Annotated in this window: 24 protein-coding genes; 13 read left to right on the top strand and 11 right to left on the bottom strand. The window is 43.6% G+C overall.

Going from position 1 to position 23,827, the window contains the following annotated elements; genetic code table 11:
* The first annotated feature begins 13 nt into the window (after positions 1–13).
* Both MM817_RS03935 and MM817_RS03930 read left to right on the top strand, forming a co-directional pair.
* Positions 14–1,444, top strand: a complete 1,431-nt coding sequence (locus MM817_RS03935; RefSeq protein WP_241712121.1) for an aldehyde dehydrogenase family protein — start codon at positions 14–16, stop codon at positions 1,442–1,444.
* Between the two features lie 47 nt (positions 1,445–1,491).
* Positions 1,492–1,917, top strand: coding sequence for an SCP2 sterol-binding domain-containing protein (locus tag MM817_RS03930; RefSeq protein WP_241712120.1), 426 nt, complete (start codon positions 1,492–1,494; stop codon positions 1,915–1,917).
* Here MM817_RS03930 and MM817_RS03925 read toward each other — a convergent pair.
* The 4 genes from MM817_RS03925 to cysC are packed head-to-tail and all read right to left on the bottom strand — an operon-like array spanning position 1,914 to position 5,736.
* Positions 1,914–2,804 carry a sulfotransferase family protein gene (locus MM817_RS03925; RefSeq protein ID WP_241712119.1) on the bottom strand — a complete coding sequence of 297 codons (891 nt, stop codon included), beginning with the start codon at positions 2,802–2,804 and terminating at the stop codon, positions 1,914–1,916. The two genes, MM817_RS03930 and MM817_RS03925, sit on opposite strands and share 4 nt — an antisense overlap.
* A gap of 43 nt (positions 2,805–2,847) precedes the next feature.
* Positions 2,848–3,864, bottom strand: a complete 1,017-nt coding sequence (locus tag MM817_RS03920; RefSeq protein ID WP_241712118.1) for a DHH family phosphoesterase — start codon at positions 3,862–3,864, stop codon at positions 2,848–2,850.
* 22 nt (positions 3,865–3,886) lie between these two features.
* Positions 3,887–5,059, bottom strand: a complete 1,173-nt coding sequence (gene sat, locus MM817_RS03915) for a sulfate adenylyltransferase (protein ID WP_241712117.1) — start codon at positions 5,057–5,059, stop codon at positions 3,887–3,889.
* 29 nt (positions 5,060–5,088) lie between these two features.
* On the bottom strand, positions 5,089–5,736 hold the full coding sequence (cysC, locus tag MM817_RS03910) for an adenylyl-sulfate kinase (RefSeq protein ID WP_241712116.1): 648 nt from the start codon (positions 5,734–5,736) through the stop codon (positions 5,089–5,091).
* Between the two features lie 177 nt (positions 5,737–5,913).
* Between cysC and MM817_RS03905 the strand changes: the two genes are divergently transcribed.
* From MM817_RS03905 to MM817_RS03895, 3 genes are all read left to right on the top strand, one after another.
* Positions 5,914–7,401 (top strand): spore germination protein, encoded by a 1,488-nt coding sequence (locus MM817_RS03905; protein ID WP_241712115.1) that lies wholly within the window; start codon positions 5,914–5,916, stop codon positions 7,399–7,401.
* A 111-nt stretch (positions 7,402–7,512) separates the two neighbouring features.
* Complete coding sequence (locus MM817_RS03900; protein WP_241712114.1) at positions 7,513–8,049, top strand: chromate transporter; 537 nt, start codon at positions 7,513–7,515, stop codon at positions 8,047–8,049.
* A 166-nt stretch (positions 8,050–8,215) separates the two neighbouring features.
* On the top strand, positions 8,216–9,733 hold the full coding sequence (locus MM817_RS03895; RefSeq protein ID WP_241712113.1) for a FumA C-terminus/TtdB family hydratase beta subunit: 1,518 nt from the start codon (positions 8,216–8,218) through the stop codon (positions 9,731–9,733).
* Positions 9,734–9,743: 10 nt separating this feature from the next.
* On the opposite strand, the gene MM817_RS03890 is transcribed toward MM817_RS03895, so the two are convergent.
* The 6 genes from MM817_RS03890 to MM817_RS03860 form a co-directional block, all read right to left on the bottom strand.
* Complete coding sequence (locus MM817_RS03890; protein WP_241712112.1) at positions 9,744–10,970, bottom strand: phospholipase D-like domain-containing protein; 1,227 nt, start codon at positions 10,968–10,970, stop codon at positions 9,744–9,746.
* A gap of 67 nt (positions 10,971–11,037) precedes the next feature.
* Positions 11,038–11,964 carry a mechanosensitive ion channel family protein gene (locus tag MM817_RS03885; protein WP_241712111.1) on the bottom strand — a complete coding sequence of 309 codons (927 nt, stop codon included), beginning with the start codon at positions 11,962–11,964 and terminating at the stop codon, positions 11,038–11,040.
* A 134-nt stretch (positions 11,965–12,098) separates the two neighbouring features.
* A complete protein-coding gene (locus MM817_RS03880) occupies positions 12,099–13,583 on the bottom strand; it encodes an MFS transporter (protein ID WP_241712110.1) in 1,485 nt (494 codons plus the stop codon).
* A gap of 51 nt (positions 13,584–13,634) precedes the next feature.
* Complete coding sequence (locus MM817_RS16865; protein ID WP_272879720.1) at positions 13,635–14,363, bottom strand: GntR family transcriptional regulator; 729 nt, start codon at positions 14,361–14,363, stop codon at positions 13,635–13,637.
* 165 nt (positions 14,364–14,528) lie between these two features.
* Positions 14,529–14,828 (bottom strand): hypothetical protein, encoded by a 300-nt coding sequence (locus MM817_RS03865; RefSeq protein WP_241712109.1) that lies wholly within the window; start codon positions 14,826–14,828, stop codon positions 14,529–14,531.
* Between the two features lie 741 nt (positions 14,829–15,569).
* Positions 15,570–16,481, bottom strand: coding sequence for a hypothetical protein (locus tag MM817_RS03860; RefSeq protein ID WP_241712108.1), 912 nt, complete (start codon positions 16,479–16,481; stop codon positions 15,570–15,572).
* A 355-nt stretch (positions 16,482–16,836) separates the two neighbouring features.
* Here MM817_RS03860 and MM817_RS03855 point away from each other — a divergent pair, with 355 nt between their 5' ends.
* A complete protein-coding gene (locus MM817_RS03855; protein WP_241712107.1) occupies positions 16,837–17,958 on the top strand; it encodes an aminopeptidase in 1,122 nt (373 codons plus the stop codon).
* Positions 17,959–18,021: 63 nt separating this feature from the next.
* On the opposite strand, the gene MM817_RS03850 is transcribed toward MM817_RS03855, so the two are convergent.
* Entirely contained in the window at positions 18,022–18,201 is a 180-nt protein-coding gene (locus MM817_RS03850; protein ID WP_241712106.1) for a hypothetical protein, read from the bottom strand.
* 99 nt (positions 18,202–18,300) lie between these two features.
* Here MM817_RS03850 and mutY point away from each other — a divergent pair, with 99 nt between their 5' ends.
* The 7 genes from mutY to MM817_RS17210 all read left to right on the top strand — a co-directional run bounded on the left by mutY (position 18,301) and on the right by MM817_RS17210 (position 23,813).
* The gene (gene mutY, locus MM817_RS03845; protein WP_241712105.1) at positions 18,301–19,386 is read left to right on the top strand and encodes an A/G-specific adenine glycosylase; all 1,086 of its coding nucleotides are present in this window, start codon (positions 18,301–18,303) and stop codon (positions 19,384–19,386) included.
* Between the two features lie 170 nt (positions 19,387–19,556).
* Entirely contained in the window at positions 19,557–19,733 is a 177-nt protein-coding gene (locus tag MM817_RS03840) for a hypothetical protein (RefSeq protein ID WP_241712104.1), read from the top strand.
* Positions 19,734–19,992: 259 nt separating this feature from the next.
* Complete coding sequence (locus MM817_RS03835; RefSeq protein WP_241712103.1) at positions 19,993–20,646, top strand: Bax inhibitor-1/YccA family protein; 654 nt, start codon at positions 19,993–19,995, stop codon at positions 20,644–20,646.
* Between the two features lie 12 nt (positions 20,647–20,658).
* Complete coding sequence (locus tag MM817_RS03830; RefSeq protein WP_241712102.1) at positions 20,659–21,405, top strand: FadR/GntR family transcriptional regulator; 747 nt, start codon at positions 20,659–20,661, stop codon at positions 21,403–21,405.
* Positions 21,402–21,581, top strand: a complete 180-nt coding sequence (locus tag MM817_RS03825; protein ID WP_241712101.1) for a hypothetical protein — start codon at positions 21,402–21,404, stop codon at positions 21,579–21,581. The genes MM817_RS03830 and MM817_RS03825 overlap by 4 nt, the downstream gene beginning before the upstream one ends.
* A 51-nt stretch (positions 21,582–21,632) precedes the next feature.
* Positions 21,633–22,343, top strand: a complete 711-nt coding sequence (locus MM817_RS03820; RefSeq protein ID WP_241712100.1) for a response regulator transcription factor — start codon at positions 21,633–21,635, stop codon at positions 22,341–22,343.
* Between the two features lie 6 nt (positions 22,344–22,349).
* The gene (locus tag MM817_RS17210) at positions 22,350–23,813 is read left to right on the top strand and encodes a sensor histidine kinase (protein WP_241712099.1); all 1,464 of its coding nucleotides are present in this window, start codon (positions 22,350–22,352) and stop codon (positions 23,811–23,813) included.
* Positions 23,814–23,827 lie beyond the last annotated feature (14 nt).

The raw sequence follows: 23,827 nt of genomic DNA, 5'->3' as shown, positions 1-23,827 counted from the left end.
ATGGGTCCACTCGGTGAGCGAAGAAACGATGGAGGTACGTTGCCCTGCTGATCAGAGCTTAGTGGCAACAGTAGCAAAAGCTAATAGTGATGATGTAGATGTAGCTGTGCAAGCTGCGCGTAAAGCGTTTGATAAAGATGAATGGTCCAGTTACTTAAATGCACCCATTCGCGCGGATTATCTACGTAAAATAGCGACCATCTTACACGAAGAAGTGGATCGTTTGGCGGAGTTAGAATCGCTCTCATCTGGTAAACCGATCATGGAAACTAGTATGATTGACATCCATCTAGCAGCTGATTGTTTTTCTTACTATGCGGATCTAGCTTCACACATTGGAGGCAGACAAGTACCACTTGCACAGCAGGTGCTGGATTTTACCCTGCGTGAACCGATTGGCGTGATAGGGATGATTGTACCCTTCAATTTTCCTTTATTGCTTGCTTCCTTTAAAGTGGCACCAGCACTTGCGGCGGGAAACACAATCGTTTTAAAACCATCAGAATATACGCCACTGACGGTTCTTGAATTGGCTCATATTTGTAATCGCATTGGCATTCCGGATGGGGTATTGAATGTTATTACAGGATTTGGAAAAGATGCCGGAGAGGCGCTTGTCCAACATACTGAAGTAGATAAAGTGTCTTTTACAGGATCAACAGCCACAGGACAGCGAATTATGGAGCTATGTGCAAAAACACTAAAAAAAGTTACGTTAGAATTAGGTGGTAAAGGACCTAATATCGTCTTTGCAGATTGTAATCTAGATCAGGCTGTCAGCGGAGTGATGACTGGAGCTTTTATGAATCAAGGAGAAGTGTGCATTGCAGGAACGAGAGTATATGTGGAGCGTCCTATTTGGGATCAATTTGTATCTCAATTTCTTACACGCGTGAAAAAACTAAAAGTAGGCCATCCACTATCTTGGGATACAAACATGGGGTCGCTTATTTCACAGCAGCAACTGGATAAAGTAGAGTACTTTGTTTCGCGTGGAATTGCTCAAGGCGGACACCTATTGTGTGGTGGCAAACGCCCAACTGATCCAGAGCTTGCCGCGGGTTTTTTCTATGAGCCCACAGTATTTATTGATGTACCAGCAGATGCAGACATTTGTCAAGAGGAGATATTCGGCCCAGTTATTGTTATTTTACCGTTTTCTGGGGAGGCAGAGGCAGTTGCTCTAGCCAATCAATCGAAGTATGGATTGGCAGGCGGAGTGTGGACACAGGATATAAAAAAAGGGCTTCGCATGGCGCGCCGTTTACAGCTAGGTACTGTGTGGATCAATAATTATAGCATGTTACGCGTAGAAGCGCCGTTTGGTGGATATAAACAATCTGGTATGGGTCGAGAACTCGGGATAGAAGGACTATTAGATTACACGCAAGTAAAAAATGTGTACGTTGAATTAGAAGACGAAATTTTGTATTTGTACGATTAGTGCATAGCAAGGTCTAGGTGTAACTACATTGAGGGAGTGTGCACAGGATGAGTGTATTTAAAAATTCAGATGAACTCTATGATGTGTTTGGGCGCTTTTTTAATCAAATAAAGTTTGAGTCAGAGATGGGTCAACAGATTCAAAGTTCACACATTATCGTTCAATGGGAATATTCTGACCCAGAGGGTATTGTTACGATTGATGCAACGCAAAAAGATCCTGATGGCGGATATTTTTCGGTTATTCTCGGACCTACAGAGATTAAGCCGGAAATCTTTATGACGATGAAGGCAGATGTTGCACATCAATTTTGGTTGGGAAAAGTCAATTTGCTATCTGCACTTTCACGAAGGCAAATTGTAGCGAAAGGTCCAATTCCCAAAGCATTAAAGTTACTACCTGCGATTAAGCCATCGTATGCTATGTATGCAGAATTCCTGCGCACAGATGGGCGCACAGAAATTCTTAATTAGAGCCATGCGCCAAGATCACGCTTAAGCAAGTCTTGTAGTTTCATAACATCATCATGAAAATAATCGCGTAAGGCAGTACGCGTATCTGGATTCATACTCACTTTTTCAAGTAACATAGATTTTGCTCGATTACCCAGCCTCTCGCGAAGAGCACTTGGAATCAAGGGTTTGACTAACTCTTTTAAGCCATTTGGTTGAGAAATAAAATTAAATAATGCACGAGACTTTGGTAGCCCTGATTCGTTATAGTGTATGGAGGTATCTGCTGTAAATGTAGGATCAACACCTAAGAAGCTATACACGTCTCGCATGGTTTGTCTTGTATCAGATGTAAAATCTTCAAAAAGAATAACTTTGACTTGTTCTTTAGGAAATACTTGAAAATAACGTTTGATTTGAGAGTGGTAAAGGCTCAATTCTTTATATAGCCACATGGGTTCATAATCCTGCATTTTTCTCTTTTCTTCCGCTTCGAGCGCTGCTTCAAATGGAAGCTCCTCGCGCTCGTCGCGGCGGAGGTACATGTATGCAGAATAGGCGCGATCGACTGGATTGCGCAAAGTAATGATGATCTTCATATGAGGGTTGTCAGCAGCGATGCGTTCAGCCGTGTCAGGAAAATAGAGATAAAATGCAGACGATTCTCCAACAATTTGGCTTTCATGTGCTGCAGCAAATAGCCGCTCATATTGCTCGCGTTGCCGGATGGTCTCCGTATTCATGCCTTCGTCGCCTTTCCCTTTAAATTGCGGAGGGAAACTTGGGGTACTAAAATAATGAGCTTCTTTTTTAGGTGGTATATAGATTTGAGGATGTTCTGCTAAGTAGCGATCTAGTGAACTTGTCCCAGATTTAGCGGCTCCTACAAGTAAAAAATGGGGTAACAAAGTAGATCATCTCTCCTTGATATGTGAATATTCACGTGATTTGCTAGACAGAGATAGCTTCTGTAAGCACATGTTTAGCGGCAGTAATGACATCTTCCATCTGAGAAAAAGAGTGAATCGTTGCACCCGCGCGAAATTCATGCCCACCACCATCAAATTGTTTCGCTAGCGGGAGGATTGGAATTCCTTTACCTCGTAGACGCACGCGAATATCTCCAGAAGGTAGTTCGATAAATAGTAAAAAAATACGACCGGGTAGACGTTCTAATTCTTCCATGGTCTGCGCAGCCTCTTCACTTGAAATACCCAATTGTGAGATGGTGGGTAAGTCTAAAAAGGAGACAAGAACATCGTCGTATTGTTTAAAGTTTGCACGCAACATCTCACCCATGCGGAAATACGATATGGAACGCTGCTCAAGTTGCTCATATAGAGCAACTTTATCGATAAGTGCCCGTTGCTCAAGCATGCTTGCCATCGCGTAGGTATGCGCCGTGACGTCTCTTTTAAACCACTGTGTGTCTGAGATGATCCCTGTGTAGAGTTGCCTACAGACTTCCTTCGAAAAGAGAGTACGTCCTGTCACCTGTTCTAACTCTTGGATTAATTCAGTCAGTAATTCTGCTGTTGAACTCGCTTCGGGTACAACCCAATTGATCTTCCCATACCCACGATTACTTTCATGGTGATCAATAACTACATCGATCGACTCGATGGACCATAAGTCATCTGTAGGAATAGACGATTCAGATCCATAACGCAATATTTGTTGCGAAATGCGTTCTAAGATAGGCTGCGCAAACGCTAGTCTAGCGTAATTGCCCGTGTCTACAGCGACTTTTAGTGCATGTGGTGAATGCGTGCTAGTGTAAGGAAATTCAGGGATGAGCCAATCCAGATATTCGGGTAAATCATGTGCAACACTCACGACTTTTCCAAGTTGACGCAATGCTTCAGCTAAAGCAAAGGCACTAGCAGAGTCAGGATCGCCACGCAAATGTGTGTATATGTGAACTTCCTGTGCCTCAAGTAAAGGAGTGAGAAGATGTGAGCATCTCAAATGTGTTAACCCCCACTATAATTTAGTTTTCAGATGCGATTGGCAAAACAGCCTCTTCATAAAACTCCATTAATACACGTGCAGTTTCGCGGCGTGTAAATTCTTCAGGAGGCACGATTCCCGCTTTAAGCATGGTGCGAACTTTGGTGCCAGAGAGAAACACGTGTGCCTTTTCATCGTGAGGACACGTTTTTTCCGTGGCCATACCTCCACACTCCTTACAATAGAAGGCATGATCAAAGAACATGGGCGAGATGCCAATCTCCTCAGGAGTAAATAGCGAGAATATTTTTTGAGCGTCGTACGTACCGTAATAGTTGCCTACTCCAGCGTGATCGCGACCTACAATAAAATGTGTACAACCAAAATTTTTTCGAACCAATGCATGTAAGATGGCTTCGCGTGGCCCAGCATAGCGCATCGCAGCAGTAAAGATACCCAGTGCAACGCGGTTTTTAGGATAGTAGTGTTCAATGACTGTCTCATATGCACGCATGCGCAGTGGTGCTGGAACATCATCCGCTTTCGTAGGCCCAACCAGAGGATGAATAAACAAACCATCCATCGTTTCTAACGCGCATTTTTGAATGTATTCATGCGCTCGATGAATAGGATTGCGTGTTTGAAATCCGACAATCGTTTTCCAACCCTTTTTTTCAAACAGCTGTCGCGTTTCCTGTGGCGTGCGTAGATAGCTGGCATAATGATCCTGTGTGGTTGTTGTAAACACAGACACTGGACCGCCCAGATGAACGCTTCCTCGTTCCAATGTTCGCATGACTCCTGGGTGTGCAGAATCATTGGTTTGATAAAGATGGTTCACTACATGATTCAAGTTTACCTGATACTTACTTGTGACAACCATGGTAGCGTGTGGTGTACCATGCTCATCGATCAAAAGCACTGTTTCACCAAGTGTAATTAGTTGTGCTTGATCGGCAGAGATGGGAAGAGCAATGGGCAATGGCCATACGATGCCATTGGCCAGTCGCATCTGCGTGACAACGGAATGGTAGTCCATTTCATCCATGAATCCAACAAGCGGAGAAAAGGCTCCCATACCCATTTGTTCAAGATCGCTGATGGCAACATCGTCGATGATGACGCGCTGTAGGTTGTTTGAATACGATTCGTCTGTATATGGACCGATGCGTCGATGAACAAGTACTCCACCGTGTGGGGATAAAGCAGTCACTGCGTTCACTCCTGAATCATGATGGTTGGTTAGCGTTGATGAAGTACATGTGTCTTTTGTAATGTTTGCGAACTTCGTTCAGGAATGATCTGTGCAACAAGATGGGTCTCAATCGTAGACACCGCTTCACTGATACGCACTTGGTTAGTACGGATGGTTAAATCCGCGTGGATCGGATGTTCATAAGGTGAGCTAATGCCTGTGAAGTCAGGGATCGATCCAGCAAGAGCTTTCTTATACAATCCTTTAGGGTCTCTTTCGATGCAGATATCAAGGGGACAGTCGATAAATGTCTCGATGAATTCTCCTTGTGCAAAGAGACTGCGTACCCATTCGCGATCTTTGCGCAGGGGGGATATCATAGCTACAATGACGACCATGCCTGCATCGACAAATAATTTTGCGAGATGACCGACACGTCGAATGTTCTCTTCGCGATCTCGCATGGAGAAACCCAAGTCTTCATTCAATCCGAGTCTGACATTGTCTCCATCTAATAGGTAGGTGTGGATACCTTGTCGATACAGATGCCATTCCAATTCTGCAGCAATCGTTGATTTTCCTGAACCGGAGAGTCCTGTAAACCAAACGACAGCACCTTTGTGTTCGTGCAAATTTTCACGTGCTACACGGTTTACCTTTGTTTTTTGCCACATTACATTCTCGTCGATGGTCAATACCTCCCTTATCTTTGCAGTATGGACTCATTAATGTCCATGTTAAGCGATGTAACTGTAATTCTGATTAAATTTGTTTTACAAACGTATTAATTTTTGAAGAGATAGGATTACAAAATATGAATGTGTATAGTGTTCCTGCCAATTTCGCATACTTCTTGTGGAGGAGTGAAAGCGATGACAACGGCTATGGAATCACTTCAAGACGTACCAATTTCTTCTCGTTTAGAGGAAAATGATGCGTTTTTAAAAGAATTATTAGGGATAGGTGTAAGTTGGGATTTAATTGCAAAAGCATTTGTGTTTGAAGATATTAAAATGACAGCCTATACTGCGAATGGTTATTTTTTAACGATTGACATGGTTTTGATCGTGGAGAACTTAGAGATGTCGATTAAAGAATTTGTGGCGCAGCATCCACAAGGATCATTTACGCTAGATGAACTTGTGAACCATTTAAATGTAACCATTAGTTTTGTTCAGGTTCAAATCGTAAAAAAAATGGCGGATGCAGTACGGTTTATACTTTCTGGGCCGCTTGTCATATTTTTAGAAGGCTACGCCGATGTCCTCATCATAGATACGCGGATTTATCCCATGCGTGGGATTGATGAGCCTGCAGTAGAACGCGTAGTACGCGGACCGCGAGATGGTTTTGTGGAAACGATGCTGATGAATGTTGCGTTAATTCGTCGGCGGTTACGCGATCCGAGGTTGCGAGTAGAATTATTACAGATTGGATCCCGATCGCAAACAGATGTGAGTCTGATGTATCTACAGGATGTGACGAACGACGAGTTAGTGGAGCGTTTTCGACATGCATTAAAAACGATTCCAAATGATATGGTCGCGATGGGAGAGCAACCTGTTACCGAATGGCTTGGTAAGATCGGGTGGAATCCTTTTCCGATCGTCCGCTATACTGAGCGGCCCGATGTAGCTACTACAGGTCTGCTCGAAGGGCAAGTAGTGGTGATTGTCGATACTACGCCTGAGGTTATTGTAGGTCCTACTACTGTGTTTCATCATTTGCATCATCCTGAAGATTATCACTCTTATCCTGCAGTAGGGATGTATCTGCGGGTTGGAATTATATTGGCAAGTCTGATCTCTGTATTAGCACCAGGTGTATTTATTGTCTTAGCAGCAGAACATAATCATTTGCCAAAAGCCATTTCGTTTTTAGGTACACCCAAACCATTACCGTTTTCACTAGGATTTCAATTTTTATTAGCTCAACTTGGTGTCGATTTATTTGAGCGGGCTGTTATCAATACACCAGCAACACTCGCGTCGTCAATAGGTATTGTTGCAGGCTTAGTATTTGGCCAATTTGCTACAATGATGAATCTGGTATCACCAGAAGTACTTGTGTTTATGGGCGGTGCGGCAATTGCTCAGTTCGCAACATCTTCACGAGAACTTTCTTCTGCAAATCGACTTATGCGTCTGTTGTTAATCGTGTTATCTTGGATATTTGGTGGTATTGGTTTTTTGATAGGCATTGTGTTCATTATCGTTTTGCTAGGGCGGACACGAGCGTTAGGCATACCCTATTTATGGCCTTTATTCCCATTTAATTGGAAAGGCGTTAAAGGACTGCTGATTCGTCCTCCATTATATAAAGTAAAGAAAAAGGCATCTGTATTTAATCCCAAGGACTAGCTAGTAGCAGCAGCCCCCTCTTTGTCTCCCTTCTATGGTGGAAAACTCTTGTCGATTGTAGAGGTTTCCAAGTAAAATAGTAGATAAGAGTTAGCAGGGTGGGGGGGCGACATGGGGAAAACAATTTGGAACCTATTTTTTGCGATGTTAAAGTCGGGATTACTTGGATACGGTGGTGGTCCTGCATCCATTCCTATTATTCAATCGCAGGTGGTTGAAGGCTATCACTTTATGACACAGCAACAATTTACAGATGCGTTAGCACTGGCAAATACGTTGCCTGGTCCCATAGCTACAAAACTAGCTACCTTTATTGGCTATCAAACTGGTGGTCTTTTAGGAGGATTTGTGGCATTAGTTGGAATGGTGGGTCCTACTTCAATCGGAATTGTTTTGCTAGTCAATCTTTTAGGATTGTTGAAGGGCAATCCTCATTTAGCTGGACTCATTGCAGGTGTGCGACCAGTAGTCGTTGTGCTCCTACTACAGACTGCATGGATGTCATCTAAGGGTTCCTTTCCTGATTGGAGAATGTTTGCCGTAGCGGTACTTGCTGCATTAGCACTCTTTGTATTTCGATTCTCAGCACCACTCGTAATCCTAACAGCGATGATTGTTGGAGCATTTGTACTTGTACCGGCAAAGTGAAGGCATAATAAGAGAAGCTATAGATGGTCCAAGAAAAGTTGGATGCTCTATCGCTTCTCTTATTATTTTCAATATCATGTAATTTATTGATCTCGATGAGCGATGCTGCTTGGAGTATAATAGATAGGTAGCATGGCAGGGTACAAATTGAGGTAGGTGTAGAGAAATGGAATATTTCCAACAGAGTATTTTAGAATTGATCGTAGATACATCGACCAATTTGCCGCCTGATGTAAGAAGGGCACTGGCTCGGGCGCAGTTACGTGAAGAAATGGGAAGCCGGGCAGCACTTGCACTTGACACGATTGTAGACAATGTAGGGACTGCTGAATCTGATCAAGGCCCTATTTGCCAAGATACAGGTATGCCTACATTTGAAGTGCATACGCCAGTTGGTGCTAATCAGATCGTCATGGAACGAGAAATTAAAGCAGCAGTCGCCGAAGCAACACGACTTGGGAAGTTACGAACCAATTCGGTTGACTCACTGACTGGGAAAAACACGGGAGATAATCTTGGCCCTGGGACTCCAGTGATCCATTTTCATCAGTGGGAGCGCGATGATGTTGAAGTGAAGTTGATTTTAAAGGGTGGCGGCTGTGAAAATAAAAATATTCAATACAGCTTACCGATGGAAATCGAAGGATTAGGTAAAGCAGGTCGTGATTTAGATGGTGTACGTAAATGTATACTACATGCTGTATATCAGGCGCAGGGACAGGGCTGTAGCGCTGGAGTAGTCGGTGTATCGATTGGTGGAGACCGTACAAGTGGATATCAGCATGCAAAAGAACAGCTTTTTCGCTCTCTTGAAGACGAGAACTCCATTCCAGAATTGAAAGAATTAGAAGAGTACGTCATGGATAAGGCCAATCAGCTTGGTATTGGAACCATGGGTTTTGGTGGTCGAGTCACACTACTTGGTTGCAAGATTGGCGTGCAGAACCGTCTTCCTGCTAGCTTTTTTGTTTCGGTTGCCTATAATTGTTGGGCATTTCGCCGCCAAGGTGTCCATTTGAATGCCACAACCGGCAAGATCACTTCGTGGTTGTACAAAGAAGGTTCAGCAACCTTTGCCAATCGCGGGGGTATCTCCACTGATCATGCAGTTGTGCTAAAGGCACCGATTAGCGAAGAGCAGATTCGTAAGCTAAAAGTTGGGGATGTCGTATTAATAGATGGTACCATGCATACTGGACGAGATGCGCTTCATAAGTATCTAATGGAGCATGAATCGCCAGTAGATATGAATGGTGGAGTTCTCTATCATTGTGGTCCAGTAATGTTAGAAGATGAATCAGGATGGCATGTGAAGGCCGCAGGACCGACAACGAGTTCTCGAGAAGAACCCTATCAGGCGGACATTATTGAAAAATTCGGGATTCGCGCGGTGATTGGCAAAGGTGGTATGGGACCTAAAACGCTACAAGGTTTGCAAAAGCAAGGTGCAGTCTATTTAAATGCCATTGGTGGAGCTGCCCAGTACTATGCGCGCACAGTTACAGGAGTGGATGGAGTAGATTTTCTTGATCAATTTGGGATTCCAGAAGCCATGTGGCATCTGCAAGTGAAGGCATTCCCAGCTATTGTAACAATGGACGCACATGGCAATAGTCTACATGCAGATATTGCAAATGACTCAATGAAAAAGTTAGAGGCATTTGCAGCACCTGTCTATCAGTAAGTCTTTGCAATTATAAAAATGGCCATAAGGGGGAGAGCACAAGCTCTCCCAATTTGTGTAGAATCGAGCGTTGTACCCATTCTTCTAAATGTAGTTCCTTGCAGTGTTGTAAGTCAGAAACAAAAACGATGTCCATTTGTTCAGCTACTTCAGGGTTAAGAAATTCGATATTGAGTTCAAAATTACCTAGTAAACTAAGGCGATCCAGATTGGCTGTTCCAACGGTTGACCAAGTTCCGTCAATCGTTGCTGTTTTAGCGTGAATCATAGCGCCTTGGTATAGGAAGATGCGAACGCCTTTACGGAGGCATTCTGTAAAGTAAGTGTGCGCAAGCCAGTCTGCAAGTAAATGATTTGATTGCAGAGGAACCATAAGTCGCACATCGACACCTCTTGTAGCAGCGCGAATCAAGGAGTTTAATACATAACGATCAGGTATAAAGTATGGTGTTGTTAAAAGAATTCGGTCCTTCGCTAGATCAATCGCTTCAATATACATAGAGCGAATAGGAAACATTAGCCTAGTTGCATCGTTTGCGTACAAACGAATATACGGAAAAAGGGATGCTGTTTCTTTTTCGATATGTTGATCGGTAGATGCATGAGTATTCCAAAAATCCACAAATGATGAATACAGGTTTTTAGCTGCTTCTCCCTTTATTCTTACATGGGTATCTCGCCACTTAGCTCCATATAAATCTCCAATATTATAGCCTCCGACATAGCCAATTTGCTGATCGATGACCAGTAATTTGCGGTGGTCACGTGCTAATCTGCGAGGGTCAAACACATCCCAAAGTCTTCTCCAAGCTTTGTATTGCAAAAGATGAACATTATGTGGGAATCGTTTAAATTCCGCAGGAACTACCATGTTAGCAAAGCTGTCGAATATGACATAAACATCGACGCCTTCGCGCGCTTTTTTGCAAACAGCCTGCTTAAATGCAGATCCTATGCGATCACCTTTCCAGATAAATGACTCAATACAAATGCTTTGCTTTGCTGCTTGAATATCTTCGAGCATCGCTTCATACAGAGTCATGCCATAGGTATAAATTTGAACGCGATTCTCCTTAACGAGAATTTCAGGAAGATGTAATCGGCCAAGTGAGACCGCTCGGCGGCGACGGCGAAAGCGGGTACTGATCGCAGAACTTACGATTACGATCACTTGTAAGATAATAATGATGCCAATCGCCATAAAAAAACCATCTTCAAGGTGCGTAGTGAGAGACATGCTCATCGCTCCTTATTACGTAACCAAACGTTTACAGTTTACCATGATTGCTTGTACTGTGCTTTCACTAAGAGAGGCTGTGTACTTTTAGAGATGCGAGGACCTTTGAAGCTTCCATTAAAACAGCACTTCGCACATCATCATCGCGTTCGTCAGTTTGCACCTTAATTAAGACAGAGTAGCTTGTTGGATATAGATCTGCAACCATAACTTGTGGAGTGACGACCCAAGAATGTGCAAGTGATGGTTGCAATCGTTCACGTAAGCGATCGATCAGAACGGCTGCCTCCACATCGTATGAAACGTCAAAGCGTATACGCGCTGTATGCATCACAGTGCTTGAACGATTTTCAATGGCAGCCTGAACGAGAATGCCATTTGGAATGACCTGTGGATAACCTTCTTGTGTTTCTATGAGAGTGTACATTAGATTGATATCTTTTACATAACCGGTATACATAGGTTTTAGTGATTCATGTGGAAAGCTAGGCATCAGTACAGGATATTGCCATGTAATGAATGTGATAAATTCGCCCACTTGAAAGGGGTGAAACACAATAATCCATATGCCCGCTATTAAATTAGAGAACATGGTTTGACCTGCAAGTCCTATGATGACTGTTAGAAAGGCTCCGCCAAATACTACGCTTGTTAGGCCGACACCGACTGCACCTAACGCGGATAATGCAATAATAATATAAATCATTAAGCGCGCGGCATAACGAATCGATGTTGCTGATTGCGAACCCAATCGATCTACAGACAAGCGAAAAATATGACGTTCAAAGAATGTTGTGACGAGAGCCCCGATGACTAGGACGATAATCAAACGAAATATATCTTTGAATCCAGTGGGAACCGTTTTTAAAAGCCCTGAGTTTGGACTAAGTAAGATGGTGAGAAAGACACCTAAAATGATCAATGCAATCATCCAGATGACCGTGCGTTTCCAATTTACATTGAGTGATTGCGTGCTATTTTTGTGACGAGGCATGTCTATGCTCTCCTTTCAGGGTATAACTAAAAGGGATAAGTCATGCCTAGCATATCATGATTTTTGTTGAAAGTTGACTCAAAGGATAAAAATGGCGGGCAACCTTTCGGCGCCCGCCATTTTTATGATGATCATTATAGTTCAATGATATGCGCTTCTTCTGGTAAAGCAACCTTCTCTACATTTCCTCTAAAGAGAGAGATAAAGAGTGCAACGGCACCAAAGATAGCAACACCGATGAACGTCCACTTAAATCCCGCAATAAGTGGGCCTACGGGTGCATTTTTGGGAGTAAAGTGATAAATCAAAATAACTCCCTGGAAAATAGCAAACGCATAGGCAATTCCTACACTCTGTCCTAGCGATCTCGACATGTTGAGCATGCCAGATGAAACGCCAAGACGATTGGGAGGCGTGCTTCCCATCACAGAGCTGTTATTAGGCGGCGTAAATACCCCCATGCCGACCCCAACAAAAAATAGTGCAATGATGATAAATAATAGGTTTGTTTTATCATCTACAAAGATAAGCGCTATAGTACCTAGAGTAGCAATCCCCATACCAGTGACAGTAGGCAATTTTGATCCGAATTTATCTGCAATTTTGCCTGCAACAGGAGCTAGCAGCATCATGCCAATAGGCAACGGTGTAGTGAGTAAGCCGGATGCCGATGACGGTTTGTGGAGAACATCTTCAAAAAAGTAGGGAACAATATATAAAACTCCATACATGACACCGTAAGATAAGGAGCCAGTAATGTTACCCCAGGTAAGTTGCTCAATTTTAAATAACCCTAAGTCAATGAGTGGAGAAGTATGCCTTTTTTCTTGAAAGTAGAAAAGGACGGCAAAAAGAACTGTCGCTACAAAGTAACCAATGATAATAGGAGAGCCCCAGCCGTCATCATTGCCCTGATTTAATCCAAGTAAAAAGGCAATAAGGCTAACAGCCAGTAAAAAAGCGCCTAGAAAATCGAAGTTTGACTTTGCACTTGCGTCTTTATGCAAGTCTATTGGCAAAATCATGGCTGCAAGTGCGGTTCCGATAATACCTACAGGCACGTTTACATAAAAAATAGAGCGCCATCCAAAAAAACCGATGAGCAGCCCTCCGATGGCAGGGCCAAGAGAAAGACCTACAGCAAGAGCGGATCCCTGAATGCCAATGGCTTTCCCTCGTACTTTTTGAGGTACGGCCGCAGTAACAATAGCTACGCTGTTTGCTTGTAGCATGGTAGCACCAATTCCTTGTAAAACCCGAAAACCGATGAGTAGGCTGAGTGTGGGTGATGCACCACACAGCGCCGAGCCGATAATAAATATGCTAAATCCAATCGTATATAAAGGTCGTCTTCCAACAATATCTGCGATTCGACCAAACATGGCGAGAAGTGCTGTTAGTGTAAGTAAATAGGCAAGCGCTACCCAAGCGCTCTCGCTTACATTTACGTTAAATTCTCTATCAATGGTAGGAAGTGCTACTGTGATAATACTTCCATCAAGAGCTGCCATAAACGCACCGATACATACGGTTGCGACAACATACCAGTGATAGTTTGGCCTAGAAGTAAAAAACTTTAATGGAAACCTAGGCGTTGCTTCTGTTGAATTGTCTGTCATCGCTTCACCCAAAGCTGTCTCACAGCTTTGGCCTCCTCTCTAATACGTACGTTACATTTTTAGTGTGCGGGCAAGGCGAATGCGGTACTCATAGGCATCTGCACGATAACGGGCGATAGAATATTCAATGGGTTGCCCACCACCATTTTTTGTGGTTCTCATAATATGAATGACTGCATCTCCGACGGCGCAATGCAATTTTTGAGCAGTTTCAGTACTTGCATTTTCTGCACTAATTATTTGTTCTCCAGAAGCAATCGCGATACCGTGTGCCTCTAAAGCAGAGAAGATCGATCCATGACGTAATTGTTCTTCAGAACAGACATGGCGTAAAGACTCTGGTAAGTAGCTTTCATCAGCAAAGATGGGATCGCCTGCTTCACTGACAATACGGCCAACATGAATGACTGGCGTCCCGATGCTTACTCGTAAGTGTGTGGCAATAGCGATGTCTGCAGGGACGAGATCGATCTGTAGAGATAGAATATCTACATGGCGTCCTAAATAATCAAATTCTTCTTTAAATCCATAAAGAGGTGAAGAAGTGAAAATGTGATCGGGTCGAGCAACATAGGTTCCTTTTCCTTGACGACGAATCAAATCACCAGATGAAACGAGATCGAGCACAGCTTGACGAACTGTTGTACGGGAAACACCATGCTCCAACATTAATTCTTGTTCAGTTGGAATCATGGTTCCCTCTGGCCATTCTCCAGATGAAATGCGCTCTATAAGCCAGGATTTAAGCTGCAAATACAGCGGGTATCCGGCGCGCGCCATGACCAAGCAACTTCCCCACCTTTCGTAAAAGCAAATTAGATACAACATCGTATTGTTATGACGTTTATACCTTATTGTAATCGTATAAAGGATTCTAGTTGAATGTTAGTTTTGAACAATTTATGAAATGATAGACCCGTATACGGGTCTATCATGGTCAAAGGGCTACTCCATATGGGCGCTCATAGGAGTAACATCGTATTCTGGTGTTGTTAGATTGCGCCGTCGAACAAGTTCCCAAGTGGCGATGCCAACCCCCGCTCCAAGGAGTAAGGCTGGTAGTGTGCCCATCGACGACTGCCGTTTGGGTGGTTTCGTCATTTGACGTTTTACGTTTTGCATCATATCCCACATGGTCGCAACACCTCCACCAATAGCTTGTGCAGAGCGCTTGTGCTCATGCATCGTGAGGGAAGGAGGGTTATACCAGAAGTGTGCTGTTATACCAATATAGCCTCTCGGCATTGAGACGTTCCTAAATGAGCAATGACGGTAATTATGCAAGTTGTTTACTGGAAATGGGGTGCCCCGGGGATGTCGGGCTGGTTTCCATAGGGAATTGGGCATGGCAAATAAGCCACGGCTCGAATCTTTTTTGAAAAGGTCAGCGTGGCTGCTCCGGGATTTTTGTGTGGCTCAGGCTACCAAAAGAGTCGACTTCAGATCGATGTCAATCTCCTGATGCCAAGCATCCAGGTGCTGACACATCATGATCCCGAAGATTCGTGTGATCCACATTTTGGTACTGCGATGCCTGGCGGCTTCAAGTCTATAGTCTACCTTTTCCCGCTTGTTGGAACGCTCAACGGACGTTCTACGTTTGTAGACATCCTTCCACATGTCGCTGTCACGTGCCACAGGTGGAAACAAACGCGGATTGTCCTTGGTGTAGGTGTACACGCAGCGACCATAAGACGAGTTGGAACAAGGTGCATCACAAGTACAGACGCCCTTTTGCATCAAGGGGCAACGGTACTTGCGTCGCCCACGACTGCGGTCGTAGCCATTGTCTTTCATGGCCAGACCCTTTTGGCAAATGGGTACGCCCGAAGAGGAAACTGAGATGTTGTCTTTGTATTTCTTGTTACCCGTTTGGCGCTTGTTTAGGTCGATGAAAGGGATGGTACCCTTGGACTCAAAATAGCGGTAAAAGGGCATGGCATCATGTGCAGCGTCGAGTAATACCCTCTTCCAATGCCAGTCTGGTTAATACTGTTCAAACTCCTTGATGCCAACGACCAGTGAGACCGAGTCATGGCGGGAGGCTGGTCCAAGTCTCGGGTACAGTGGCAGGTCTGCGTGGCTGTCGGAAGCGGTGAACATGTAGAGATGGTAGCCAAAGTAATGGCAGTTGCGATGGCTATCCCAGCCGATAGTGCAATCGGGTTGTGAATAGAGGCGATTGCAGGTGCAATCCTGGATTCCTTGCACCCGACAGGAGCAAATGCGCTTCCTGCGAGGAAAGGCAGCCGTCCGAATCGGTGTTCCATCTCCAGCGACCGAGAGCGCCGACACATCACCGATGAGTCCAAGTTTTGCGGAGACTTCTACAAACTGCTCGCGAAATAACGACATAAGGATGTCGGTAGGTAACGCTCTGGGTGCAGGGCGGCGCACAAGGAGTCGATTGACCAATCGTTCTACCTTTTTGGGTGTAGTCGTTGGTGCTTTTTCACCCTTCTTGCCTTTGACTGGCTTCTTATTGCGTTTTGGTTTGATTTGGCCAGAGATATGAGAGCTAGTTAGGGGCCAAAAACGAGCGAAGAGGTTATAAAAGGTACCGACACCAGGTGTATGACCGGGCTTAAAACCACTGATGATGGCGTAAAGCGGCACCCGTCGCAATTCGTCAACCCAAGCCGTGATGGAGGTCTGACCGACTTGTACCATGAGCAGGTAAGCGCGTAGCAGATCGGCGGGGTCAGTGGCTTGAATGCCCCGAGTGGCGTACTGACTATTCAATAAAGATGAAGTGCCGGAGAGGTCGAGTAGCCAGAACTTCTCGATGAATGTCCAGTCTTTGGCGACAAGCATGAGAATGCCGCCAGAGTAATGGGTACGTAATTGTTCGAGAACGAAAGATTGGTACTGGTCGTGCGTGCGAATTACAGGTAACATGAGGGGGACTACCCCTTTCGTCGAGGATAGAGTTTGTGAGCTCTCCGTCGCGATTATTGGGGTAGTTTTTAAATGTCAAGTGTTATTTGCAGGAATTTGACCATGATTTTTACCCATCCAAATATGACTTTTTCCAATTTCCTACGGACGCAAGCGAAGGTGAGCGCCTTTTAAGTGGAGGAAATAGAAAAACCTCAAGTTTGAAATCTCTTGAGGAATCAATAAAAATCCAATGCCGAGAGGCTATTCATAGCTAAGGAGGATTATGGAATCGCTCATGTTCAGAGGTGGCTTATGGTACAATACGTAGCATTACAAGTGTAATGATGAGTGTGATGTGGGGAGGCAATTTTAAATGGCAGATGCGAGAGCGCAAAAACTTGCAAAATTAATTGTTGAATATTCTTGTGCTGTAAAACCCGGTGAAAAAATATTGATTGAAATGTTCGGACCATCCACTGATCTAGGAAAAGAAATTGTAAAAGCTACTTATCAAGCGGGCGGGTTGCCTTTTGTACACATTCGAGAGCAACGTGTATGGCGAGATTGGTTAATGGAAATTACTGAGGAACAGTTACATATTGCGTCAGAGGTAGATCGAGCATTGATGGAGAAGATGGATTGCTATGTAGGACTTCGCGGAAGTGAAAACATCAATGAATATGCAGATGTACCAAGTGATAAAATGGCGTTATTTGATACGTTTTATGGAACGCCTGTTCATAGTGAGGCAAGAGTAAAAGGAACCAGATGGTGTGTGCTACGTTATCCTAACGCTTCAATGGCTCAGCTTGCCAATATGAGTGTAGAAGCATTCGAGGATTTTTATTATCAGGTATGTACGCTTGATTATAGTCGGATGAAAGTAGCCATGAACTCCTTAAAGCAACTTATGGAACAAACGGATAAGGTTCATATTGTCGGTCCTGGTGCAACGGACTTGCGTTTTAGCATAAAGGGAATTCCAGCCGTCCCTTGCGCAGGAGAATTGAACATACCGGATGGCGAAGTATTTACAGCTCCTGTCCGCGAATCAGTCAATGGAGTCATCGAATTCAATACACCATCGCCTTATCGTGGGTATGTGTTTGAAAATATCCGATTAACATTTGAAAATGGAAAGATAATAAAGGCTGAAGCAAATGATACAAAGCGAATCAATCACATTTTTGATGCAGATGAAGGTGCACGTTATGTGGGAGAATTTAGTTTTGGACTTAACCCGTATATTAAAGAACCCATGAAAGACATTTTATTTGATGAAAAAATAGACGGCAGTTTCCATTTTACTCCTGGAAATTGTTATGATGAGGCTTATAATGGAAACCATTCATCCATACATTGGGATTTGGTGTGTATTCAAAGACCGGAGTATGGTGGTGGTGAAATTTACTTTGATGATCGTTTGATTCGCAAAGATGGTCGGTTTGTTATTCCGGAATTAGATCAACTAAATCCTGAGCACTTACAATCCTGAGCTTCGGTACATGCGTGTCCAAAAGGGTGCAATTCTGTCCTATTGGACACGCATTTGTCCATGTTATTGCTGTTCAACAGCATGTAAAGACTGGATAGAATCTTTTTTAAACTCATCTTGAGTATATGCTACAAGAACAATGGGCTGTCCTTCTTGCGCAGAAAGATCCTGTTCAATATGTTTAAGGGCGGACAGGGTTTGCGCAGAGAGTAGGGCTGTTTTATAGTCTGTATATGGGTTCAATAATGAATTCCTCCTGTTTAGAATTATCTACCAGTATGACATTTTGAAGAGCATTCTATACTTCATATGAATCACGGCACACGCCTTAGAGGAGAACGTATGGATAAACAAGCGTTTGTCATGGCGTTACTGGATTGGTATCGCGCAATACAGCGAGATTTACCCTGGCGTAAAAACCATGATCCTTACCCTATATGGGTATCTGAAGTCATGTTACAACAAACACGAGTAGAGACTGTCATTCCTTATTTTGAACGATTTATGACGCGTTATCCTACAGTAGCTGAGCTAGCGAAAGCGGAGGAGCAAGATGTACTTAAATATTGGGAAGGACTGGGGTATTATTCTCGAGTGAGGCGTCTACACGCTGCAGTTCGAGAAGTTGAACAAAAATACGGTGGAGAAGTTCCTAGAACGGTTGAGGAAATGCTTCAACTTCCAGGGGTGGGATCCTATACTGTTGGCGCTGTGCTATCGATTGCTTATGATTTACCGATCCCTGCGGTAGATGGAAATGTGCTTCGAGTATTCGCCCGACTATGTACTATTGAAGAGGACATCGGTAGTGCGCGTACCAAGACAATGGTTGAAAACATAGTGTCTACTTTTATTCCTACAGAGGGTGCCGGTGATTTTAATCAGGCACTGATGGAGCTTGGCGCAACCGTTTGTGTTCCTCGTACCCCTAAGTGTATACAATGCCCTGTTGTGAACTTTTGTCAAGCACATCAGGATGGTAGAGAATCTGAATTACCGCATAAACAAAGTAAAAAGGCACCTCGTATAGAAGAGCGTATAGTTTTGCTTGTGCGCGATATAAAAGGGAGTATCTTGATTAGGCAGCGTCCAACCACAGGGCTATTGGCAGGGTTGTGGGAATTGCCGCACGTGTTAAAACGCAATATGGCCCCGATGCAGACAGAGTCTTTGCAGTCAATGGCAGTGCAACAAACTGAAGTTTTACAAGCGATTGAAGAGATCACTGGGTTTGAAGCTACGCAAATGTCCTTTGTGAGCGATTATCATCACGTATTTTCTCATGTGGTTTGGAATATGTCACTTTTCTCGGTAGATGAGCCTGTAACATGGACAGCGCAATCTCCTTATACATGGATGGAAGTAGATCAGCAACAAAAGTATACGTTTGGACAGGTATTTAATAAGATATTTACTGATCTTAGTTGATGTGGATGGATTCTAGCGTACGGGTAGAGAGGACGGTGTTATTGGTTATGGCAAAAGTACTTATGGAAGAAAAAGTTGCGCAGCGTATACTTGATATTCGTCAGGAAGAGAATGCAGAGGCATTTGACATTCGCATATCAGCAGCCCCTGGCTGAGGTGGTATGCGCTTTATGATGGCTCTGGATGAGCGATCGGAACGTGACGAAGTACTTGTTATTCATGGAGTTCCTATTATTCTTGACCCATTTACAGCATCTCTTGCGCAAGAACCGCTGATTGTTGAATATGATGAGTATGAGGACAGCTTTGCTATTCATAGTGAAGGTGCTGGCGATAGTCAGTGTTAAACAAAGTTTGATTTTATTGTAACACAAGAAGTGACAGGTTGTCCTAAAACATGTACAATGCAACTATAAGAGCCTGTTCAAAAAGGGGGCAGGTAAGACCCGCGCAGTGCAAGGAAGCAAGCCAAGAATGCGGACTGAGCGTACGTTTTGGGTACGTGAGGGAGCGTTCTTGGCGCTGAAGCTGCCATGTGCCGGGGAGTTCTGACCCCTTTTTGAACAACCTCTATAATAACTTTGCCATGCAAAGGGGGCGTAATTGATGTATGGATATCCAAGTGTTGAGCACCGCCTCGTAAAGAGTCGGGTTATGCTCGGGTTATTTGTAACATTGTTGGCAGCTAGCGTGGGGACATACGTAGGTCAGTTTATACCTCCCGTTTTTTACATGCCACTTGTTATTATTGAATTTGTGATGCTGTTTGCTGCATCGATGGTGAGAAGAAGAAAGATGGCAGGGTGGGGATTTGTTCTGGGATTTACGTTTATCTCAGGAATGACACTTACGCCGATTCTTTACAATTACACACAAATGCTTGGTGTGCACATCGTACAAGAAGCTTTTTTGATCACAGCTGCCACATTTGCAGTAACGTCATTTATTGCGTCGCGTAAGTCATTAGATTTTAGTTGGCTTGGTCAGTTTTTGTTTGCTGGTATTCTAGTGCTGGTTGGACTATCACTGGTAAATATTTTTGTTCCCTTCTCTACAAGCTTTTCATTTGGATTCACGTATCTTGGAATAGCTGTGTTTGTAGGGTATATGTTGTTTGATGTCAACAGGCTTACTCGTTACGGAGTTTCACCTGAACAAGTGCCTATGGTCGTTCTTCAATTGTATTTGGATTTCGTTAATCTATTTCTTTTTATCTTGCGTTTATTCGGGCTAAATGCTGCTCGTTCAAGCAGAGATTAGCGTGAACAGCAGATGAATAAAGACAAAGAACACACAGGGAAAGTAGTTTTGTATCTTGATATTGCACAGCAACTTGAAACGTCGATTATGCGTGGTGAATGGACACCGGGGCAGAAACTTCCTCCGCTCTCACATCTAGCCACGCGTTTTGGCGTTTCCAAAGCAGTCATTCGGGAGGCCTGTAGTGTCATGGTAGGTGCAGGACTTCTCGAATTGCGTCATGGCGACGGTACATATGTAAAAACGTTAACACTCGATAGTGTATTGCGTCCTGTGCATGCCGCATTACTTTTAGCTCAGTCTGATTTGCGAGCCTTGCTCGAAGTTGGTTTGTGGCTGGAGCAAGGAATTGCAGCTTCAGCTGCGATGAAAAGATCTGAAAGAGATTGTGAAGCTCTCGCAGAATCTTTGTTTTATATGGAATCTGGGCGCGGTAATATGGAACTTGTGGTTGAAGGAGAGCGCATGTTTCACATGGGGATGGTAGATGCTGCAGGAAATGCGATGGCTAGCAATTTACTGCGAATTCTTTATCATCCCTTGTCTAGTATTTTATTGTTGCTAGGGAAAAACGAACCGATTCAAGATATAATGATCTCGACACATCGTGCACTGTACGGCAGTATTTTAAACATGGATGCACAAGCTGCAGCAAGGCAAATTGAGATCTATAGGCGTACATTACAAGATCGCGCATCGCAGTTACGGGACGTTCCAGTAAATAGTGACATTCAATCATTGGGAGTGATAGGATCATGAGTAAACGGGCGAAAATTGGATTCTTTTTTTTGGCATTAGTGGTTATGGCTATACTTGCAGGAGGATCACTGCTAATGGCTTTGAATATGACTGAGGGGCTTATTGTCGTAGGGTTAGGTTGTGCTCTAGCGGTCGTTGGTTTTGTCATTAAAGCAAGAGTTTTGCGAACCAATTAAGATACCCGAAAATGGTTTGGTATGTGAGCATTTTGGGGGGGCAGGGAACTGTTGGAACCACGTAAACTAATCTATGTGGTCGATGATGATGAGAATGTGCGAATGGTCGTTGATCGGTACTTAATTCGTGAAGGATTCATCGTGAGAGTTTTTCCTGCTGCGGAAGAAGCGCTAAAGACTATGGAAAATGAACTTCCAGACATGATCATATTAGATGTCATGTTACCTGATATGAATGGGTACGAGTTTTGCAAATGGATCAGAGCCCGTAGTGATTTGCCAATCATTATGGTTTCTGCTCGCGATGAGGAAGTAGATCGCATTTTGGGACTTGAACTAGGTTCAGATGATTATTTGGCAAAACCATTTTCACCACGAGAATTGGTGGCTCGTGTACGAACTGTCTTTCGTCGTATGCGCCCCGCAGTTACTCCTGCAAATGACGTTAAGGAAGTTCCTTCTTTGCCAACATGCGGTGGACTTGTGTTACGCAATAGTGAGCATCGCATCGTGTCTGATCAACATGATTTAACTTTGACTGCAAAGGAATATGAGTTACTTTCTCATCTAATTTTGCATAAACACCAGGCATTTACTCGTGAACAATTGTTAACACAGGTATGGGGATACGAATTTATTAGTGATGAACGTGCGATCGATGATCTGGTAAAACGGTTGCGTAAAAAGTTGGCGATGGCCAATTCTCGAGCAGAAATCGTAACGGTGTGGGGATTTGGTTATAAGCTAGAGGGTGAGGAGTAAGCATATGTGATCAAAACTTCTATAGCTGTAAAAGTTGTTTTTGTGTACTTAATTGTTGTTGTTGGGTCACTTGGATTAAATGGACTACTAGCAAATGGAGCCATTAAAGACTACGTCTTAAAATCGACTCGAGAAAGCCTCATGCGGGATGGACACCATCTCATTGCGAGTATACAGCGAGAAGAGAAATTTGAAGAACGAGGTAATGTAAAGAAGAATTTTTCTGCACCACGCGTATTTTCAGTAGCGGCTGGCAGTGTTGCGAGAGAATATGTGGTGGTAAACCCTTCAGGAACGGTCCTATGGGACACGTTCTCTCGAGCAGATTATCCGCTGTTGCATCATATACCTAATGTAATTGCATTGGCACTGCAGGGACATGCGGCAACAGGAACATATCCAGCAGGTGATCCTGTTTTTGAGTTTGCAGCTATTCCCTTCACACTCCCTACAAATAACTTTACTCCTCAAGTCATTCATGGCAGTGGACCACAGGTAATCTCCATTCCTGGTGGAATTATTTCAAATGGTGTAAACACAAAAGTCATTGTACTTTTTGCTCGCATTTCTGATTTGCAGAGAATTACATCGCAAATTTGGCTGGCAGTAGCACAAGGATTAATTATAGCAAGTCTTGTTGCAGCCATCGTTGGACTCGTGATGATGAGGCGTATTGTAAGACCATTCGGTGAATTGAAAGAGGCGATTGGTCAAGTAGAAAACAGAGATTTTCACACGAAAATTCAAATTAAAACGGGTGATGAGCTCGAAGATATAGCACATGCTTTTGAACGGATGGTACAGTCGCTACGTGCATTTGATGAAGGGCAAAAGCGGTTTTTACAAAATGCATCACATGAATTAAAGACCCCACTTATGGCTATTCGAGGGTATGCTGAAGGATTGCGTGATGGTGTGTTTGCTCCTGAAGAAGCTTCGCGAATTTTAGATATTGTTGCTTCAGAAAGTGTACGTCTAAAAAATCTAGTGGATGAATTAATTTACTTATCAAAATTGGAGACACTTGAAGATGTATATGCATTTTCAGAAGTGGACTTATCTAATTTAATTTATCAAACCCTTGAAAGAATACATCCATTAGCTCAAAAAAAAGGTGTTCGCTTACTTTGTGATATTCCAGATGAGTCAGCTATAACAACAGTTGATCGAGATAAAATGGTACAGGCATTGATTAACTTGGTAGCCAATGCTGTGCGACATGCTAGACGACAAGTATTTATCCGTTTACGGGTGGAAGAATGCTATGTGATCATTGTAGAAGATGACGGGGATGGTCTTGCAGATGGAGAGTATGAGCGTGTATTTGAACGTTTTTTTCATGGGGCTAAGGGCGATACGGGATTAGGATTACCCATTGCAAAAGCAATTGTTGAGAAGCATCATGGAAGAATTTATGTGCAAAAAGCAGATGAACGTGGCGCTAGATTTATCATTGAGTTGCCGCGATAGAGGAGATTGAACGG

This window comes from Sulfoacidibacillus ferrooxidans, assembly GCF_022606465.1.
Taxonomy (GTDB): domain Bacteria; phylum Bacillota; class Bacilli; order Alicyclobacillales; family SLC66; genus Sulfoacidibacillus; species Sulfoacidibacillus ferrooxidans.
Note: the sequence above shows the minus strand (reverse complement) of the source record. Positions and strands in the feature narration are given on the sequence as shown.

Excerpts from the sequence above, each read along its gene's own strand:
- MM817_RS03860 (WP_241712108.1), bottom strand. The coding sequence starts at position 16,481 with ATGTTACCTGTAATTCGCACGCACGACCAGTACCAATCTTTCGTTCTC.
- MM817_RS03825 (WP_241712101.1), top strand. The coding sequence starts at position 21,402 with ATGAGTAAACGGGCGAAAATTGGATTCTTTTTTTTGGCATTAGTGGTT.
- MM817_RS03880 (WP_241712110.1), bottom strand. The coding sequence starts at position 13,583 with ATGACAGACAATTCAACAGAAGCAACGCCTAGGTTTCCATTAAAGTTT.
- MM817_RS03905 (WP_241712115.1), top strand. The coding sequence starts at position 5,914 with ATGACAACGGCTATGGAATCACTTCAAGACGTACCAATTTCTTCTCGT.
- MM817_RS03930 (WP_241712120.1), top strand. The coding sequence starts at position 1,492 with ATGAGTGTATTTAAAAATTCAGATGAACTCTATGATGTGTTTGGGCGC.
- MM817_RS03865 (WP_241712109.1), bottom strand. The coding sequence starts at position 14,828 with ATGCCGAGAGGCTATATTGGTATAACAGCACACTTCTGGTATAACCCT.
- MM817_RS03835 (WP_241712103.1), top strand. The coding sequence starts at position 19,993 with ATGTATGGATATCCAAGTGTTGAGCACCGCCTCGTAAAGAGTCGGGTT.
- MM817_RS16865 (WP_272879720.1), bottom strand. The coding sequence starts at position 14,363 with ATGGCGCGCGCCGGATACCCGCTGTATTTGCAGCTTAAATCCTGGCTT.
- MM817_RS03885 (WP_241712111.1), bottom strand. The coding sequence starts at position 11,964 with ATGCCTCGTCACAAAAATAGCACGCAATCACTCAATGTAAATTGGAAA.
- MM817_RS03830 (WP_241712102.1), top strand. The coding sequence starts at position 20,659 with ATGAATAAAGACAAAGAACACACAGGGAAAGTAGTTTTGTATCTTGAT.
- MM817_RS03890 (WP_241712112.1), bottom strand. The coding sequence starts at position 10,970 with ATGTCTCTCACTACGCACCTTGAAGATGGTTTTTTTATGGCGATTGGC.
- MM817_RS03855 (WP_241712107.1), top strand. The coding sequence starts at position 16,837 with ATGGCAGATGCGAGAGCGCAAAAACTTGCAAAATTAATTGTTGAATAT.
- MM817_RS03840 (WP_241712104.1), top strand. The coding sequence starts at position 19,557 with ATGATGGCTCTGGATGAGCGATCGGAACGTGACGAAGTACTTGTTATT.
- MM817_RS03895 (WP_241712113.1), top strand. The coding sequence starts at position 8,216 with ATGGAATATTTCCAACAGAGTATTTTAGAATTGATCGTAGATACATCG.
- MM817_RS03900 (WP_241712114.1), top strand. The coding sequence starts at position 7,513 with ATGGGGAAAACAATTTGGAACCTATTTTTTGCGATGTTAAAGTCGGGA.
- mutY (WP_241712105.1), top strand. The coding sequence starts at position 18,301 with ATGGATAAACAAGCGTTTGTCATGGCGTTACTGGATTGGTATCGCGCA.